Origin of the sequence: Acinetobacter sp., from assembly GCF_036659555.1 — a bacterium.
In the GTDB taxonomy this organism is placed as follows: Bacteria; Pseudomonadota; Gammaproteobacteria; order Pseudomonadales; family Moraxellaceae; genus Acinetobacter.
The window spans coordinates 1-15,600 of sequence record NZ_JAVXCI010000060.1 but is presented as its reverse complement, the minus strand read 5'-3'; the positions used below and the strand labels follow the sequence as shown (position 1 = coordinate 15,600).

The 15,600-nt window shown below is 53.3% G+C and carries 18 protein-coding genes and 1 pseudogene; 11 read left to right on the top strand and 8 right to left on the bottom strand.

Annotation, left to right across the window (positions count from 1 at the left end):
* Nucleotides 1-746: 3-hydroxyacyl-CoA dehydrogenase family protein (locus tag RSA72_RS09355; RefSeq protein ID WP_332633080.1), on the top strand; the 746-nt coding region annotated here is incomplete at its 5' end.
* Between the two features lie 74 nt (nt 747-820).
* Here RSA72_RS09355 and RSA72_RS09350 read toward each other — a convergent pair.
* Nucleotides 821-1,519 carry a transglutaminase-like domain-containing protein gene (locus RSA72_RS09350; protein ID WP_332622853.1) on the bottom strand — a complete coding sequence of 233 codons (699 nt, stop codon included), beginning with the start codon at nt 1,517-1,519 and terminating at the stop codon, nt 821-823.
* Nucleotides 1,520-1,721: 202 nt separating this feature from the next.
* Between RSA72_RS09350 and RSA72_RS09345 the strand changes: the two genes are divergently transcribed.
* Entirely contained in the window at nt 1,722-2,063 is a 342-nt protein-coding gene (locus tag RSA72_RS09345) for a hypothetical protein (RefSeq protein ID WP_332622852.1), read from the top strand.
* Nucleotides 2,064-2,145: 82 nt separating this feature from the next.
* On the opposite strand, the gene RSA72_RS09340 is transcribed toward RSA72_RS09345, so the two are convergent.
* Together RSA72_RS09340 and RSA72_RS09335 are read right to left on the bottom strand one after the other, a co-directional pair.
* Nucleotides 2,146-2,568, bottom strand: coding sequence for a GNAT family N-acetyltransferase (locus RSA72_RS09340; protein WP_332622851.1), 423 nt, complete (start codon nt 2,566-2,568; stop codon nt 2,146-2,148).
* 9 nt (nt 2,569-2,577) lie between these two features.
* Nucleotides 2,578-3,798, bottom strand: coding sequence for a class I SAM-dependent methyltransferase (locus RSA72_RS09335; RefSeq protein ID WP_332622849.1), 1,221 nt, complete (start codon nt 3,796-3,798; stop codon nt 2,578-2,580).
* A gap of 103 nt (nt 3,799-3,901) precedes the next feature.
* Here RSA72_RS09335 and trhA point away from each other — a divergent pair, with 103 nt between their 5' ends.
* Together trhA and RSA72_RS09325 are read left to right on the top strand one after the other, a co-directional pair.
* The gene (gene trhA, locus RSA72_RS09330; RefSeq protein ID WP_332622847.1) at nt 3,902-4,549 is read left to right on the top strand and encodes a PAQR family membrane homeostasis protein TrhA; all 648 of its coding nucleotides are present in this window, start codon (nt 3,902-3,904) and stop codon (nt 4,547-4,549) included.
* A gap of 116 nt (nt 4,550-4,665) precedes the next feature.
* Nucleotides 4,666-4,855 (top strand): annotated as a pseudogene (locus tag RSA72_RS09325) (MFS transporter); the annotation flags it as partial.
* Nucleotides 4,856-4,924: 69 nt separating this feature from the next.
* Here RSA72_RS09325 and RSA72_RS09320 read toward each other — a convergent pair.
* Nucleotides 4,925-5,272 (bottom strand): hypothetical protein, encoded by a 348-nt coding sequence (locus RSA72_RS09320; RefSeq protein WP_332622845.1) that lies wholly within the window; start codon nt 5,270-5,272, stop codon nt 4,925-4,927.
* Between the two features lie 165 nt (nt 5,273-5,437).
* Nucleotides 5,438-6,448 (bottom strand): metallophosphoesterase, encoded by a 1,011-nt coding sequence (locus tag RSA72_RS09315; protein ID WP_332622844.1) that lies wholly within the window; start codon nt 6,446-6,448, stop codon nt 5,438-5,440.
* A 103-nt stretch (nt 6,449-6,551) separates the two neighbouring features.
* On the opposite strand from RSA72_RS09315, the gene RSA72_RS09310 reads away from it, so the two are divergent.
* On the top strand, nt 6,552-8,186 hold the full coding sequence (locus tag RSA72_RS09310) for a phospholipase D family protein (protein WP_332622843.1): 1,635 nt from the start codon (nt 6,552-6,554) through the stop codon (nt 8,184-8,186).
* Nucleotides 8,187-8,224: 38 nt separating this feature from the next.
* Here RSA72_RS09310 and RSA72_RS09305 read toward each other — a convergent pair whose 3' ends face one another.
* Nucleotides 8,225-9,037 (bottom strand): lysophospholipid acyltransferase family protein, encoded by an 813-nt coding sequence (locus tag RSA72_RS09305; RefSeq protein ID WP_332622842.1) that lies wholly within the window; start codon nt 9,035-9,037, stop codon nt 8,225-8,227.
* A 361-nt stretch (nt 9,038-9,398) separates the two neighbouring features.
* On the opposite strand from RSA72_RS09305, the gene hflX reads away from it, so the two are divergent.
* The 6 genes from hflX (at nt 9,399) to RSA72_RS09275 (ending at nt 13,475) form a co-directional block, all read left to right on the top strand.
* Entirely contained in the window at nt 9,399-10,730 is a 1,332-nt protein-coding gene (gene hflX / locus RSA72_RS09300; RefSeq protein ID WP_332622841.1) for a ribosome rescue GTPase HflX, read from the top strand.
* Between the two features lie 44 nt (nt 10,731-10,774).
* Nucleotides 10,775-11,146, top strand: coding sequence for a hypothetical protein (locus tag RSA72_RS09295; protein ID WP_332622840.1), 372 nt, complete (start codon nt 10,775-10,777; stop codon nt 11,144-11,146).
* A gap of 10 nt (nt 11,147-11,156) precedes the next feature.
* A complete protein-coding gene (locus tag RSA72_RS09290) occupies nt 11,157-11,831 on the top strand; it encodes an LrgB family protein (RefSeq protein ID WP_332622839.1) in 675 nt (224 codons plus the stop codon).
* An 89-nt stretch (nt 11,832-11,920) separates the two neighbouring features.
* Complete coding sequence (locus RSA72_RS09285) at nt 11,921-12,367, top strand: DUF2147 domain-containing protein (protein ID WP_332622837.1); 447 nt, start codon at nt 11,921-11,923, stop codon at nt 12,365-12,367.
* A 154-nt stretch (nt 12,368-12,521) separates the two neighbouring features.
* Nucleotides 12,522-12,971: a DUF2147 domain-containing protein gene (locus tag RSA72_RS09280; RefSeq protein ID WP_332622836.1), complete on the top strand. Its 450-nt coding sequence runs from the start codon at nt 12,522-12,524 to the stop codon at nt 12,969-12,971.
* Nucleotides 12,972-13,025: 54 nt separating this feature from the next.
* Nucleotides 13,026-13,475: a DUF2147 domain-containing protein gene (locus RSA72_RS09275; RefSeq protein WP_332622835.1), complete on the top strand. Its 450-nt coding sequence runs from the start codon at nt 13,026-13,028 to the stop codon at nt 13,473-13,475.
* Between the two features lie 455 nt (nt 13,476-13,930).
* Here the strand turns inward: RSA72_RS09275 and RSA72_RS09270 are convergent, their stop codons facing one another.
* Together RSA72_RS09270 and rsmA are read right to left on the bottom strand one after the other, a co-directional pair.
* Nucleotides 13,931-14,779, bottom strand: coding sequence for a symmetrical bis(5'-nucleosyl)-tetraphosphatase (locus tag RSA72_RS09270; RefSeq protein ID WP_332624603.1), 849 nt, complete (start codon nt 14,777-14,779; stop codon nt 13,931-13,933).
* On the bottom strand, nt 14,780-15,595 hold the full coding sequence (rsmA, locus tag RSA72_RS09265; RefSeq protein ID WP_332624602.1) for a 16S rRNA (adenine(1518)-N(6)/adenine(1519)-N(6))-dimethyltransferase RsmA: 816 nt from the start codon (nt 15,593-15,595) through the stop codon (nt 14,780-14,782).
* Nucleotides 15,596-15,600 lie beyond the last annotated feature (5 nt).

Sequence of the window (15,600 nt, the reverse complement as noted above, 5' to 3'; positions counted from 1 at the left end):
AAATTATTAAAGGCAAAAACACCTCAGCCGAAACATTAGCCAAAGCCTATGACTTCGTGCAGCAGATCGGTAAAATCCCGATTGTGGTGAATGACCGGCGCGGCTTTTTCACCAGCCGCGTCTTCGGCACTTTTGTGCAGGAAGGCCTGCGCCTGCTGGCCGAAGGCGTGCATCCGGCCCGCATTGAAATGGCGGCCTTGAAAGCCGGCATGCCGGTTGGCCCGCTGGCCATTCAGGATGAAGTGTCGCTGACCTTATCTGAACATGTGGCAAATGAAACCCGGAAAGCCTTGCAAGCTGAAGGCAAGGATCTGCCGCGCTCAGGTGCAGATGATGTGATTGAAACCATGATTCATCAATTTCAACGCAAAGGCAAAGCTGCCGGCGCGGGCTTTTATGACTATCCGGAAGGCGGCAAAAAGCAGCTGTGGGAGGGCTTGAGCTGCTGGAAAAAAGACATTGATGTTCCAGAGCAGGAAATGATTGACCGCTTTCTGTTTGTGCAGGCTTTGGATGCCCTGCGCTGTCTGGAGGAAGGCGTGCTGGAATCCGCTTTAGACGGCAATATCGGCTCGATTTTCGGCATCGGCTTTGCGCCGTGGACCGGCGGGGCTTTGCAGTTCCTCAATCAGTACGGTTTGGAAAAAGCCCTGCTCCGCGCCAATACCCTGCAGGCCAAATACGGCGAACGCTTTAAAGCGCCGCAGATGCTGCGCGACAAAGCCGCTCAGGGCGGAAAAATCTAAGCGTTCTGAAGCCAGCGCCGCGCCGGCCTCTGGGCTGGAATCTGCCAATCTTGCGCGGTTCCAGCTCTAGCCCGTTATGAATTGCGTATTTCCGCAACATTGCGGTTCATCAGATGGCGCACCAGCAGGCGGAAAGTCAGCGCCTGCAGCCCGGTCAGCTGCTGCCGATGCTGCCTGAAAAAATCATCCGGAGCGTCAAACACGCCGAAATCCTGATTGATGCCTTTATCCTGAATAAACGTATGGTTTAAATTCCAGTCCACCGGCGGGCTGGCCATGCGGTCAGTAAAGACGCCATAGCCGCAAAAAGCCCCTTTGCGCTCAGGATGGGCTTTCTGCAGCTGCTGCAGATAGGGCAAATCCAGAATCACCCCCTCTAAAATATACCACTGATCATTGACATGCACTTCAGCCCAGCTATGCAGAATATTCCGCGGCGACAGCCGGTACCACAGGCCGCGGATTGCCCCGCGCTGCAGCGCCTTGTCAATAGTGAATCCATGAATGCGGCTTGGCATGCCGACCGCGCGCAGCAGGGCCATCAGCAGGACGGTTTTGGTATTGCACTGCCCATAGCCGTCACGCAGCACCTCAGAGGCGCACAGGTGATCTGAACGGTTATAGCCGAACGGAATCTCATCCCGGACAAAATTATACACCGCCCTCACCTTGGATACGCTGTCCAGCGCCAGCCACTGGCGCTGCTGAATCAGCTGCTGCAGCGCCTCATTTGAAAAATCCAGCAGCGGCGTTTCATCTAGGTAATGCTTCATCTGTTATCCCTTCTTGCCTGTTGATGCTGCAGTACAAACTATGGAGCAGATCCAAGGTCAAGCCTTAAAAATTAAGCACATGCATTATCCTGGCTAAAGCCGAACCGGGCTAAAAATGATTTATGGGCTTAGGATTCCCGCATATCTATGTTATAAAGTTGCATGTTTTTAGACTTATTTTTATCCGATTGAGTATGCTGCTATGACTGATCATTCATCTCCTGAAAAATCGCCTTGGGGCTGGAAAGCGCTGATTATTTTCTGCATTTTGGGCGGACTGTTCATGCTGTTTTTCTGGCTTGCGGTCAGCAATGAACCTGACTACATGCCAAGCCAGCAAAATAAGCAGAGTACGCAGCAGCATGCATTTAAAAATGCGCCTGCGATGTCTGAAGAAGCGCTGGCTGAAGCGCAAAAGCAGAAAGAAGCGCGTGAAGCCGGCACGCCTGCGCCAGCCGCAGAGCATCAGATGCCTGCTGCAGAACATGCGGCTATGGAGGGCATGCAGCATGAGCCTGCATCCGCCAGCCAGCACAGCAACTGATTGATTTCAGGTGATCCGGAAAAAGCGCTGATTCTGATCAGCGTTTTTTTATGGCCGATGCGCTTTTAAGCCGCAGGCTAGCTTAAAGCTTTATCCGCATATCAATATGCGCAATGCCGCAGTCCAGATACTGTGCGCCTTCAGCCGCGAAGCCCAGCCCGGCATAAAACTGCACCGCATGCGCCTGCGATGACAGCTTTAAAAATTCACGGCGCTGCAGCCGGGCCTGCCGCATGATTTCCAGCATCAGCAGCCGGCCAATGCCCTGCCCGCGGTACGGCTTCAGCACAGCCACCCGGCCAATGCTGTTATTCGGCAGCAGGCGCGCGGCCGCAATGGGCTGATCTTGATCTAAAACAATAAAATGCTGCGAGATGGCGTCCTGCGCATCCCACTCATCTTCAGGCGCAATCCGCTGTTCCTGAATGAACACCTGTTCACGCACCGGCGCGGCATGCGCCTGCAGCTGCGCCCAGGCGCCGGAAATAATTTTAAAGTCCGCCATCACTGCATCTCAGCACTTGCAGCCGATATTCTGCTGGTCCCACTGATCATTCAGCAGCAGCTCCAGAGAATGCTTTTGAATGCCGTACATTTCTTTCAGCGCCTGAATCTGCGCTAAAACTTCCGGATCAGGCGCGCTAAAACCGCTGCGCTTGGTCGCCAGAATCATCTTGTTTTTGCTGGTATGCTCCAGCGCCACAAATTCAAAGACTTTGGTGTCATAGCCGTAGGCTTTCAGCAGCAGCGCGCGGATGGTATCGGTCAGCATTTCCGCCTGCTGGCCGGCGTGAATGCCGAACTGCAGCATCGGCGCCAGCACTTTCGGGCTGCGCAGCTGCGGGCGCAATTCCTTGTGGCAGCATGGCGCGCACATAATCATCTGCGCATTGAGGCGGATGCCGCTGTGTATGGCAAAGTCGGTTGCCACGTCGCAGGCATGCAGCGCAATCATCACATCCAGCTGCTTTGGCGCATAGGTGCGCACATCACCCTGAAAAAAGTCCAGCTGCGCAAAGCCGGAGGCTTGGGCAGCGTCCCGGCAGAATTCCACCATTTTCGGATTCAGCTCGACCCCGGTGACAAAAGGCGCCTGCAGCTGCTTGGCCAGATAGTCATACAGGGCAAAGGTCAAATAGCCTTTGCCGGCGCCGAAATCCACCACATGCAGCGGCCGGTCTGCGCCTTGAATCTGCTCCACTGCGCCGGCGCAAATTTCAACAAACTTATTGATCTGCTTCCATTTCCGCGCCATGCTGGGAATAATCTGCGCTTTGGCGTCGGCAATACCCAGCAGCTGCAGGAACGGGCTGTCCTGATCGACATAGCGGCGCTTGGCGCGGTCATGGCCCTGCTGCTCCTGGCTGGGCTTAGCCTCCGGCTTGAGCTGGCTGACGGTCAGCAGGGCTTTTTTCCGGTTCTTTTTCAGCTGCAGCTCTGCATCTGCGGTAAACAGGTTGGCCTGCCGGCAGCGCTGCAGCAGCTCAGCCGCTTGAGCCGCGGCCTGATTTAAAGGATAATTCTTGGTCACATCCTGCGTTTTGTAGCGATACAGGCAGCTCAGAACCTGTTCATTCTGCAGGGAAATGACCCGCAAGGTGATTTTCTCCAGCTGTTCAAGCTCGCCCTTGTACTGGCTGAGGATTAGGCGCTCGAAGCGCTGCGCATCAACGGCTTGCTGAAACGCATCTAAGAACTGCTGTTCCTGTGGAAAAAGGGGAGCCTGAGCGGACATAAGTAAAACCTGAAAAGAATTGCATCTGAAGTTTAAATCTTCTTACGCCAAATGCAAAATTGAATTACTATACATTTGTATATTTTATATTGAGCGACATTAAATGATAAACAACGCTCCACTCGTTCCCGATTATGACCCGCTGGAAGAGCGCCTGAATTTTCTCAGCCACGGCGCAGGCGCGGCCTTGGCGCTGATTGCCGGCATTTTCTTAATTATTAAAGGCGCTTACCTTCCTGCCGGGCAATGGCTGGGGCTGTGGGTCTACGCGCTGAGCATGGTGCTGCTGTTTTCCGCATCGGCGCTGTACCATATGGCCGTCACTGCAGACCGGCGCTATTTTTATAAAAAACTCGATCACACCGCAATTTATTATTTAATTGCCGGCACCTATACGCCGTTTCTGTCCATCGCCCTGCCGACCGCAAAAGCCCATTACCTGCTGATTGCGCTGTGGGTAATCGCCATTATCGGGACGCTGTTCAAGCTGGTCTTCATTCATTCTTTCCAGAAAATTTCCCTGTTCGCCTATTTGGCCATGGGCTGGCTGGCGCTGCTGGTGATTGACGACATGCAGCGCTTCCTCAGCGCTCAAGCCTTGACCTTCCTGATTGCCGGCGGGATTTCCTACACCGTGGGCGCATTATTTTATGCATTAAAAAAAGTCAGATATGCACACGCTATCTGGCATCTTTTTGTACTGATAGGCGCAGGACTGCATTTTCTGGCCATCTATCTGTACGTGATTTAATCCCCCCATTCTGCATTTCAGTGAGCCTGGGCAAGCTGGATTAAGAGGATTGCTGTTGTTTTTTTAAGAAATTACGCCTTTTTAAAAAATTGCGCTTTTAAAACTAAGCTTTTTTGCACAGCCAGATCAGCACCGTGCTGCCGGAAATTTTCCCAATTTCAATACGCTATGCCGGTTCGGCTTTAACCTTCAGTCTGGCCGGCATTTCCGGCGCCTCTTGTGCGCCGCTGATCCGCCGCCCCGCTTCTTTCACGGATCGCTTTCCTGATGATCCGTGACCCCCCAAATGATGACGTCAACGGCTAGATTTAAGGTCGCGCCATCAAAAAAGCCGGCGCATTGGCGCCGGCTTTTTCATGTAAAAAACTGCGCCGCCTAGCCAGACTGCTGCTGCGCTTCCATCATAAGCTGGTAGGTATCGGCAAAGACTTCGCGGTCGCCGCCTGAATTGTAGTAGCTGGGCACAATATAGCTCACCAGCTGCTGATGGCCTTCATGGAAATACAGCACATTCACGCATGGCTCAATATCATGCTCAGACAGGCCATTCTGCGCAGCCAGCTGTTCAAATTTCTGATAGAACTGCGCTGAAAATGCGCTGTCCCCTGCATCCGGGGCGGCGGAAAACTCCTGCTCCAGCTGCTTTAACCCCTGCTCCAGCCGCGCAGACTGCTGCTCGGTGAGCCCGAATAACGTTCCAACTTCTTTATGAAATTCCAGCATATATTTATACTCTTATTCTTAAACATGCAGTGCGTCAAAGCCTTGCGCTCAGAACCAGCATATAGGCGCATATTGAAGAAAATATGACACCGCCGCCGCTTCAAACACCGCGCTCAGCTGCTTTAATATAATGACAGTTCTGCACAAAAAACAAGCATTTTATCTTTATATCAATTCAATCATGTCGATGGTCGGCGGCACCCGGAAGCGCAGCGGCACGCCAACCATGCCGGTGCCTACGCTGACAAAGACATCGGCATGCTCATGCCGGTACAGGCCTTTCTTATGGCCCAGAATCGATACTTTTTTCATGACATAGTCGGTCAGCCACGGCAGTTCCACCTGCCCGCCGTGGGTATGCCCGGACAGCATCAGCGGGCGCGACGGCAGCGCAGGAACCATGTCCACGGTATCCGGGTTATGCGAAAGAATGACCCACGGCTTGTCCTGAGGCAAGTCCGGCATAAAGCGCATATCGGCCTTGCCCGCCCATAAATCGCCAATGCCGATCAGGCGGAATTCATTAAATTCCACCACATGGCCTTCAATGTCCATCACATTGTTCAGCGTCAGCGCATTGCGCAGCAGGGCCTGAATCGGCGGGCCGGGATACTGCTCGTCATGATTGCCATTTACGGAGTACACCGGCGCATGAATTTCCTTCAGCACCGCCAGCTCCTGCGCCAGGGTGTTTTCCGGCTCATACGTCCAGTCGCCGGCCACCACCACCAGATCCGGCTGAGCCTGATTCAATTTGCTGACGATCTGCTTCAGCTGGCGCTCATGGCCGGAGAACAGCCCGATATGCAGGTCGGCCACCAAGGCGATTTTGACCGGCTTCAGCAGCCTTTTATCGGCATGCAGCTGATAGCGCGTGGTCTTGACATGCACCAGATGCGGCTCAATAAAGCGCGCATAGCAGAACAGGCCGGAAACCACACAGGCAAATGCAGCTTCATGCAGCGAGTAATAGCCGCTCCAGCCGGCATACATGCTGAAGAAAAACAGCGGAATCAGCAGATAGGAAAGGTAAAACGCCAGCAGATGCACAAAGGCTTTAAAGGGATGGATGGTTTCCGTGCGGGACTGGCTCAGCCACGCCTGGGAAACGCCCCACAGCGCCAGCAGCCCCATGCCCATGTAAAAATAAAACACCACGGAATTCAAATCCCACATACCAATCCTCAACAATTTGACCGGACGGATTTCACTGTCCTGATATTTATCTTTTCATAGCTGGCAATTATACTCAATTCTAATTTTCCGATTTTCCGCACGCATGACACATTCCCCGAATCATACGCCTGGAGCCGCCGCCGCTGCGAAGCCGTTTAGCCATTCTAAACTGGCCGCCGCCGCGCTCAGCTGCAGCCTGCTGTTGGGGATTCCAGCCTGCTCCACGCTGCCCAAGCAAACGGCGCAGCCGGTGGAATATGCTTTCAGCACCCCCACTGAAGGCACGGCGCTGGCCAAAATTGTGCTGCCGCTGCGCGACGCTAACCCCGGCCTGACCGGCTTTCACGTGCTGTACGATCCGCTGGAAGCGCTGGCGGCCCGCCTGCAGCTGATCAACAAGGCGGAAAAATCTTTAGACCTGCAGTACTACATCTGGGACAATGACAAAATTGGCGCCATGGCGCTGCATGCCATTATTCAGGCGGCTGACCGCGGGGTAAAAGTCCGCCTGCTGATCGACGACAACAACTCCAAGCCGATGGAAGGCATTTATCTGGCGCTGGACCAGCATGCCAATATTGAGGTTAAGCTCTACAACCCTTACCGTTTCCGGCATTACCGCCCTATGGATATGGTGCTGGACCTGAAGCGCATCAACCGGCGCATGCACAACAAAAGCTTTATTGCCGACAACCAGATTGCCCTGATCGGCGGGCGCAACATGAGCAACCAGTACTACAACGTCAGCGACAATTACCAGTTTTCCGATGTTGATGTGATGCTGGCCGGCTCGGCATCCGATGAAATCATTCACTCCTTTGATGAATACTGGAATGATGACTACGCCTTTCCAGTCAAGCAGCTGGTCAATCCGCGCCATTACACCCTGCGCTTTGACAGCCTGAAGCAGCAGCTGCAGGCGCATAATCAGGAAGTAACCGTACAGAATTATCTAGACTTGGCCAACCGCTCGCATGCCTTTGACACCTGGCTCAACAGCCGCATTCAGCTGGACTGGGTCAAAGCCGAAGTGGTCAAGGATTCGCCCAGCAAAATTAAAGCCAGAGCCAAAAAAGAAGAGCACCTCAACTTCCAGCTGCTGAAGCATTTGGAGCAGCCGGAGCAAAGCGTGGATATCGTATCCGCCTACTTTGTGCCGCAGAAGGACGGCGTCAAGCAGCTGAAGGAGCTGGCGGACAGCGGCGTGCAGGTCCGCGTGCTGACCAATTCATTTAAAGCCAATGACGTGCCGCTGGTGCACGCGTTTTATGGCAAATACCGGCAGGACCTGCTGGAAAATGATGTGCAGCTGTATGAGTTCCTGTTCAATCCGGATGCGGAAAACCTGAACAGCAATACCAATGAGCTGGCCAGCAAGGCCAAAGTCAGCATGCAAGGCCTCAGCCGCTCCAGCCTGCATGCCAAGCTGATGGCGCTGGATGAAAAGCAGGTCTTTATCGGCTCATTCAACTTTGACCCGCGTTCCGCCTATCTGAATACCGAAATCGGCGTGCTGCTGAACAGCCCGCCTTTGGCGCGCGCAGTGCATCAGACCATGGATGAAAACCTCAGCAAATACGCCTACAAGCTGATGCTGGACGCCAATCAGCGCATGAACTGGAAAATTAAGCTGGATAACGGCAAAACCCGCATCTACCACAAAGAGCCTAAAATGAAATGGTGGCAGCGCAGCGGCATGAAAATGCTCTCCTGGCTGCCGATTGAAGGCTTTATGTAAATGTAAGGCTTTATTTTTTCTGCAGCTGAAAGCGGCGCTTAAGCCGAAGGCTTCAGCACCCGCTCATGCAGCCGGGCCAGGCCTTCGGCCATTTTCAGCTGCACTTCCTGCGTCAGGCTTTCCACCGTATGCCCAGCGGAATCAATCGCCGGCAAGGCAATCAGATGCGCGGCGACATTCGGCATTTCCAGCACATTCTGCACATGCTTGGCAAAAGGGGTTTCGCCGATAAACGGCGCGACCATGTCCAGCTCGCCCTGCTGATTGACATAGCAGATCAGGCAGATCTGCACCGGGCGCTGCGCCTCAATGGCTGCGCCCAGCAGGCGCCCATGCACCTTCTTGATCCGCGTGCCGTCAGAGGTGGTCGCCTCAGGGAAAAACAGAACCGGGCTGTCCTGCTTCAGAAAAGCGGTCATCTGCTCACGGATTTTAGCGGAGTCGCCGGAGCCGCGCTTAATGAATAAGGTGCCGCCGCCTTTGGCCAGCTTGCCCAGCAGCGGCCAGTTTTCAATTTCAGCTTTGGCCAAAAAAAACACCCGCGCGCCGGAACCCAGCACCGCAACATCCAGCCATGAAATATGGTTGCTGACCCACAGCGCCGGCTGGCGCGGAATTTCGCCATGCACCTGCACCTCAATATTGAAGACTTTGCACAGCTTGCGGCAGAAATACTGCACATAGCGCGTATTGACCGGATTATTGGGGTCTTTATACAGCCGGTGGCGGAAAACCAGATAAAAGCCTTCAGTTACAGCGCCAATCGCCGTGGCGATCTTTTTAAGATACAGCGCAAACCGGGGCAAGCCTTTCAGGCTGGCGGATTTCGGTTTTTTTGCAGGTTGATGCATAGGGTTATCGCTAATCACAAGACGTCTAATTTCCCGGCCGTTATTCTGCACCATACTATACCGAACTGCCGGATTTTGCATTGACCGCGCCAGCCGAAGCGCATTCCGGTCTGGCCCATGCTCAGCAGCCGCCGCATCAGATGCTATCAAATCACTGTTTTTATTTGACTTTTATTCATCATCAGCGGCATAAGCCATGCTGATTCCGCGCCTGCCCTCCCACCCTGATCCGCGCTGAAATCCAGCGCAGCCGGACCAGCCCTGCGCGGCGGCAGCCTTCCCTGACAATTTAAAGCGCCGGCGCATCGTCAGGCTGCGCGTTTTCGCCTAGAATAGAACTTTAGACAGGAGTTTTTGCCGCGTGGATCATTTAAATAAACAGCATGGCGGTGAACGGGTCATCTTAGTCAGCGTTGCAGTGCAAATGCTGGAAGACCTGGATGCCGAAGAATTTCACCTGCTGGCGCAGTCTGCCGGCGCTGAAATTCTGCAGCATCTGCATGCGCAGCGCATCAAGCCGGATGCCAAGCTGTTTATCGGCTCCGGCAAAGCTGAAGAAATCGCCGCGCTGGCCGCAGAGCAGGAAGCTGACCTGGTCATTTTTGACCATGCCCTCAGCCCGGCTCAGGCGCGCAATTTAGAAAAAATCATCGGCTGCCGCGTGGTTGACCGCACAGAGCTGATTTTGGACATCTTCGCGCAGCGCGCCCGCACCTATGAAGGCAAGCTGCAGGTTGAGCTGGCGCAGCTGCAGCATATGTCTTCGCGGCTGATCCGCAGCCACGGCACCTTAGACAGCCAGAAAGGCGGCATCGGCCTGCGCGGCCCCGGCGAAACCATGCTGGAAACTGACCGGCGCCTGCTGCGCATCCGCATGGGACAGCTCAAAGCCAAAATTGACAAAGTCAGGCAAACCCGCATGCAGGGCCGCCTTGCCCGCCAGAAAGCCGCGGTTCCGACCGTGTCATTGGTCGGCTACACCAATGCCGGAAAGTCCACCCTGTTCAACATTTTGGCCGGCAGCGATGTATATGCCGCCGACCAGCTGTTCGCCACCCTTGACCCGACGCTGCGCCGCCTGAACTGGGACGGCATCGGCAATCTGGTTCTGGCCGATACCGTCGGCTTTGTGCGCAATTTATCACACTCGCTGGTGGAGTCCTTTAAAGCCACACTGGAAGAAACCGCGGAAGCCACGCTGCTGCTGCATGTGATTGATTCCAGCAGCCCGGACATGCTGGAGCAGATTGAAGCCGTAGAAAAGGTGCTGAAGGAAATCGGCGCGGATGTTCCGGTGCTGCGCGTTTACAACAAAATTGACCGCAGCGGCGAACAGGCGAAAATTGTCTATAAGGCCCCGCATCAGCCAGACCGCGTGTATGTTTCCGCACACAGCCAGCAGGGGCTGAACCTGCTGCGCCAGGCCGTGCATGAATGCCTGATGGGCAATATTCAGAGTTTTGAGCTGCGCCTGAAGCCGGCCTACGGCAAGCTGCGCAATCAGCTGTATGAGCTGAATGTGATTCAGTCTGAAAATTATGATGATCAGGGCAGCCTGCACCTGCATGTGATTATGGCGCCGCACAAGCTTGAGCAGCTGATCCGGCAGGCGCATCTGCCTTTGCAGGAAATTTTAGGTGAACGCGCCAGCCTATTCCAAAAACCGCTGGAAGAATTTGAAATCGAGGACTAAATCGGTTAAAACGTGATAGGTGAAATTTTAATGAAAGATCAAAAATGGACTGGATCAAGCGCATCGACTGGAAAGCATGGATAGGCACAGTTGCCCTGATTGTGCTGTTCCGTGAAGCCGCCGTATGGCTCATGGGGCAATTCAACCATCCTGAATTAGGCAATCTGGCGGGGCTGATCAGCCTGCTGATTATGCTGTCGCTGTGGCGGAAATTCAGGAAAATTCCCGCCCGCTTAACCGACACCAACAATAAAATCATGAAGGAAAGCGCTTTTGCATTTTTGCCGATCAGCGCCGGCTCATTGCTGATGATGATGCATCTGGGCGATGAAATTCCGATGTTCCTGGTGGTGCTGTTTGTCAGCACCCTGATTCCGCTGTGGATTTACGCAAAAATGTCAAAAAAGTGGCTGTAGGAGAAAGGGCATGCTCGCAATATTTTACGGATTCTTCCTGACTCTGGCCGCCTATCTGCTGGCCAAGCCGGTGAATAAAAAACTGCCGCAGATTCCTGTGATTGTGATTGGCATGTTTTTTGTCATTGTACTGCTGTACCTGTTCGGCATTCCTTATGAAAACTACATGGCGCAGGTCAATCCGCTGTTCAATGACCTGCTCGGCTATGTCACCGTGGCCTTGGCCATTCCGCTGGCCGCCATGCGCTACGATGATTTGCCGCTGAAAGCCGTAGCGGGCATTTTAGTCTTTGCCAGCATCAGCGCCGTGGCGCTGCCGATGGGCCTCGCCTATCTGCTGCATCTGTCTGACCCGACCATTATGGCCTTCGCCACCCGCGCGGTGACCACCCCGATTGCCATCAATATTGCGACGCTGCTGCAGTCTCCAGTTCCTCTAGTGATTTTGATTGTGATTTTATCTGGCGTCATCGGCGCGGCTTTTTCACCGCTGATTTTGCGCCACATTAATGACGAGCGCGCCTCCGGCTTGGCGCTTGGGCTGGCCGCGCATGCCATCGGCACGGCGCAGGCATGGCAGCGCGGCAGCGTGGCCGGGCGCTACGCCGCTTTCGGCATGGCAGTGAATGCGGTCTTTACCGCGGTCTGGCTGCCGTCATTTATCTTTTTGCTGCAGAAAATATGACTGGGCAATCATTTTCAGCTGATTGTTTTGGATAAAAAACAGGCTTATGATCTAGTTATGTTTTTTCATGCTAAAAAAGGAATGTTTTGATGAGAAAATTTAAACTGATTTCCGCACTGCTGATCAGCGGGCTGTCGAGTTTCGCATATGCCAACGATATTACCGGCCTGTGGAAAAATATTGACGATAAGACCGGCTCATCCAAAGCCGTGCTGGAAATCCGCCAAGAGCCGAATGGAACCTATACGGCCAAAATTATCAAAGTGACGCCGCGCCCCGGCTATACGCCTAGAGAAACCTGCGTCGACTGCCCCGCGCCGTACACCAATAAGCCGATTTTAGGCCTGGATGTGCTGACCGGACTGAAAGCCAGCGGCAGCAGCAATTTTATCAGCGGCAAGATTCTTGACCCGCTGTCCGGAAAAATCTACAGCACCAAAGCCAAACTCAGCCCAAACGGCAACCGCATTACGCTGCGCGGCTATATCGGCGTTTCCGCACTGGGGCGCAGCCAAACCTGGATCCGGCATGATTAACGCCTGAGCGGCAGCAAAAGATAAAAACTGAAGCAAATTATGCGCTTTGTGGCGTTTTATTGCTCAGGCTTCAGTTGTGCAATCATTCAATCTTACCTAACATAATAAACAGCTTAAAAGGTTGAATAGTGTATTAAAAAAAGGAAGAGTTTAGATGCAGAAAAAAATTATATGGGCATCACTTGCCGGCTTGCTTTCCGCCAATTCTGCTGTATTTGCCCAAGATCTTACCGGGACTTGGCAGCAGATTGATGACAAAACCGGATCACCGAAAGCAATTATTGATATCCGCAAAGAAAGCGATGGCACATTTACTGGAAAAATCACAAAAATTACACCGCGCCCCGGCTATACGCCTAGGGAAAAATGCATCAACTGCCCTGCGCCTTATACCAATCAGCCAATTTTAGGCCTGGATGTATTTAAAAACTTAAAATTCGAGGGAGAAAACCGCTATGCGGACGGCCAGATTATTGACCCGCTTTCCGGCAAGATGTACAGCCTGAAGGGCAAGCAGTCCGCAAACGGCAAGCGCCTGCAGTTAAGAGGCTATGTCGGCATTTCTGCCATTGGCCGCACACAGACCTGGATTCGCTACGAATAGGCCTGCTGCGCCAACCGAAATTTTTAGATGTTTACAATCCATACAGGAAGATTCATGAAGCGGAATTTAAAATTGGGCCTGCTGCTTGGCGCAGCCATCAGCGGATCTGCGCTGGCGCAGGATTTAACCGGCACTTGGCAGCAAATTGACGATAAGTCCGGCTCTCCAAAAGCGATTATTGAAATCAGCCAGGAAAGCAACGGCACCTATACAGGCCAAATTGTAAAAATCACCCCGCGCCCGGGCTATACGCCGCAGAAAACCTGCAATAATTGCCCGGCGCCCTATACCAACAAGCCGATTTTAGGCATGGAGATTCTGAAAGGCCTGAAGCATGTTGAAGGCACAGGCAGTTATGAAAAAGGCCACGTGATTGACCCGCTTTCCGGCAAAGTCTACGATGCAAAAATGAAGCTGAATGCATCCGGCAAGCGCTTAACGCTCAGAGCCTACATGGGTGTTTCCGCGCTGGGCCGCAGCCAGACCTGGATCCGCCAGGACTAAGCCTCAGCTGCAAGAAAAGCCGCAATACTGCTAATGCCAGTCAGTTAAGAAATTGACTGGCTTTTTATTTTTAAAGCTTGCGATATTATTTGATACGCGGAAGCGTCATCCGCAACCTGAACAAAAACAAAGCACTGCTTTGTTTGCAGTGCAAGGCGAAGCGGTGGCCTTTGAAAAGGACTGTTTTTGCAACAAAACTATTTAAGTGCAGAAAGTGAACAGGTTTCGCGGTGAGGCGCACTGCGCCGCAAGATGCTTTCCTTGCGAAGCCTCGCTTCTCATTTGGCGAATGAGAAACACTGTTTCGCAAGGAACAAAACGCGCTCCAAAAATTCGATTTAAAAACGGTAAGACTCCGCCGTGAATAGCCGAAAAGGTTAAGAAGTTTACGGCAAAACTCCTTAACTGATCAGTATTAGCAATACTGCGGCTTTTCTTATTTTCAGATGAACAGATCAAAACAGCGGATTGTCCGCTTTAAACAGCGCCTGATCTTCTAGACGGTAGGCAATCAGCTGATGGCCCCATACGCAGCCGCCGTCAACATTCTGAATGCAGCCAGCAATGGTCTTGCCCTGCAGGGCAGCCCAGTGGCCAAACACAATCCGGTGCGTCCGTGCGGCTTGCGAATCAAATTCAAACCACGGCTGGAAGCCTTCCGGCATCGGCTCGTCCAAAGCATCTTTAAAGCTGAATTCCAAACGGCCCTGCGCATCGGTCAGGCGCATGCGGGTCAGGTAATTGGTGATGCAGCGCAGGCGCGCATGGCCGGCCAAATCATCCGCCCACAAATCCGGCTGAGCGCCATACATCTCCCGCAGGAAGGCATCCATCACGGCGAAATCTTCATGCCCGATCACCGCTTCAACTTCCTTCGCCAAAGCGGCGGCCTGTTCAGCTGACCAGATGCCGGGAATCCCGGCATGGGTCAAAATCGTGTGTTCATTTGGAAACAGGCAAAGCGGCTGCCTGCGCAGCCAGTCAATCAAATCGTCGCTGTCAATCGCGTCAATCACATCGCGGGTGCGGTCTTTTTCCTTAATTTCCTTCAGGCCGCGCGCGCCCGCCAAAAGCGTCAAATCATGATTGCCTAATACAGTGGCTGCCGCGCCCCGTTCAACCAGTTTCTTGACAAAGCGCAAGGTGCCAACCGAGTTTTCGCCACGCGCCACCAGATCGCCGGCAAACCAGATGAAATCCTGATCCGGATCAAATTGAATGACTTTCAGCAGCGCTTTCAGCGCTTCAAAACAGCCCTGCACATCGCCAATTACATAATTATACCTGACAGCCGGGCGCGCCATTTAAACGCCCGCCATCTGATCAGACAAGGCCACAAAGTCGGCCAGTGACAGCGTTTCAGGACGCGCCATCGGGTCGATGCCTGTATTTTCAAAAGCGTCTTCTAGCAGCATCCCTTTCAGGCTGTTGCGCAAAGTTTTGCGGCGCTGGGTAAACACATGCGAAACCAGACGCGCCAGAGCTTTTTCATTTTTGGCAATCACCGGTTTCACTGCATAAGGCTCTAGGCGGAACACCGCGGAAGTCACTTTCGGCGGCGGATTGAACGACCCCGGCGGCACTTCAAACAGGAAGGTCGGCTTGCAGTAGTATTGAATCATCACCGACAGGCGGCCGTATTCCTTGCTGTTTGGCGATGCGGTAATGCGGTCTACCACTTCTTTCTGCAGCATGAAGTGCATGTCTTTGACTTTGTCGCCGAATTCCAAAAGATGAAACAGCAGCGGGGTGGAAATATTGTAAGGCAAGTTGCCGACTACGCGCAGCGGGCGGCCTTCCTGAAACAATTCGGTAAAGTCATATTTCAGCGCATCCGTTTCCACAATCGTCAAACGCTCAGGATGCGGCACGCGGCCCGGCAAGCCGGCAGCCAAATCACGGTCCAGCTCGACCACCGTCAGGGCATCGCATTCGCCGATTAAAGGCGAAGTTAAAGCTGCCAAGCCGGGGCCGATTTCCACTACATTGTCGCCCGCGCGCGGATTCACTGAGCGCACAATTTTGGCAATTACACGCTGGTCATGCAAAAAGTTTTGACCAAAACGCTTGCGCGTATGATGCCCTTCATCTTTTGGGTTTAAGGCATTAATTTGATACATAAAAA

Bases quoted from the DNA above. Each gene is read 5' to 3' on its own strand.
- RSA72_RS09305 (WP_332622842.1), bottom strand. From the start codon at position 9,037: ATGCATCAACCTGCAAAAAAACCGAAATCCGCCAGCCTGAAAGGCTTG.
- RSA72_RS09275 (WP_332622835.1), top strand. From the start codon at position 13,026: ATGAAGCGGAATTTAAAATTGGGCCTGCTGCTTGGCGCAGCCATCAGC.
- RSA72_RS09285 (WP_332622837.1), top strand. From the start codon at position 11,921: ATGAGAAAATTTAAACTGATTTCCGCACTGCTGATCAGCGGGCTGTCG.
- RSA72_RS09320 (WP_332622845.1), bottom strand. From the start codon at position 5,272: ATGCTGGAATTTCATAAAGAAGTTGGAACGTTATTCGGGCTCACCGAG.
- rsmA (WP_332624602.1), bottom strand. From the start codon at position 15,595: ATGTATCAAATTAATGCCTTAAACCCAAAAGATGAAGGGCATCATACG.
- RSA72_RS09280 (WP_332622836.1), top strand. From the start codon at position 12,522: ATGCAGAAAAAAATTATATGGGCATCACTTGCCGGCTTGCTTTCCGCC.
- RSA72_RS09340 (WP_332622851.1), bottom strand. From the start codon at position 2,568: ATGGCGGACTTTAAAATTATTTCCGGCGCCTGGGCGCAGCTGCAGGCG.
- RSA72_RS09345 (WP_332622852.1), top strand. From the start codon at position 1,722: ATGACTGATCATTCATCTCCTGAAAAATCGCCTTGGGGCTGGAAAGCG.
- RSA72_RS09335 (WP_332622849.1), bottom strand. From the start codon at position 3,798: ATGTCCGCTCAGGCTCCCCTTTTTCCACAGGAACAGCAGTTCTTAGAT.
- RSA72_RS09350 (WP_332622853.1), bottom strand. From the start codon at position 1,519: ATGAAGCATTACCTAGATGAAACGCCGCTGCTGGATTTTTCAAATGAG.
- RSA72_RS09270 (WP_332624603.1), bottom strand. From the start codon at position 14,779: ATGGCGCGCCCGGCTGTCAGGTATAATTATGTAATTGGCGATGTGCAG.
- RSA72_RS09295 (WP_332622840.1), top strand. From the start codon at position 10,775: ATGGACTGGATCAAGCGCATCGACTGGAAAGCATGGATAGGCACAGTT.
- RSA72_RS09290 (WP_332622839.1), top strand. From the start codon at position 11,157: ATGCTCGCAATATTTTACGGATTCTTCCTGACTCTGGCCGCCTATCTG.
- trhA (WP_332622847.1), top strand. From the start codon at position 3,902: ATGATAAACAACGCTCCACTCGTTCCCGATTATGACCCGCTGGAAGAG.
- RSA72_RS09315 (WP_332622844.1), bottom strand. From the start codon at position 6,448: ATGTGGGATTTGAATTCCGTGGTGTTTTATTTTTACATGGGCATGGGG.
- RSA72_RS09310 (WP_332622843.1), top strand. From the start codon at position 6,552: ATGACACATTCCCCGAATCATACGCCTGGAGCCGCCGCCGCTGCGAAG.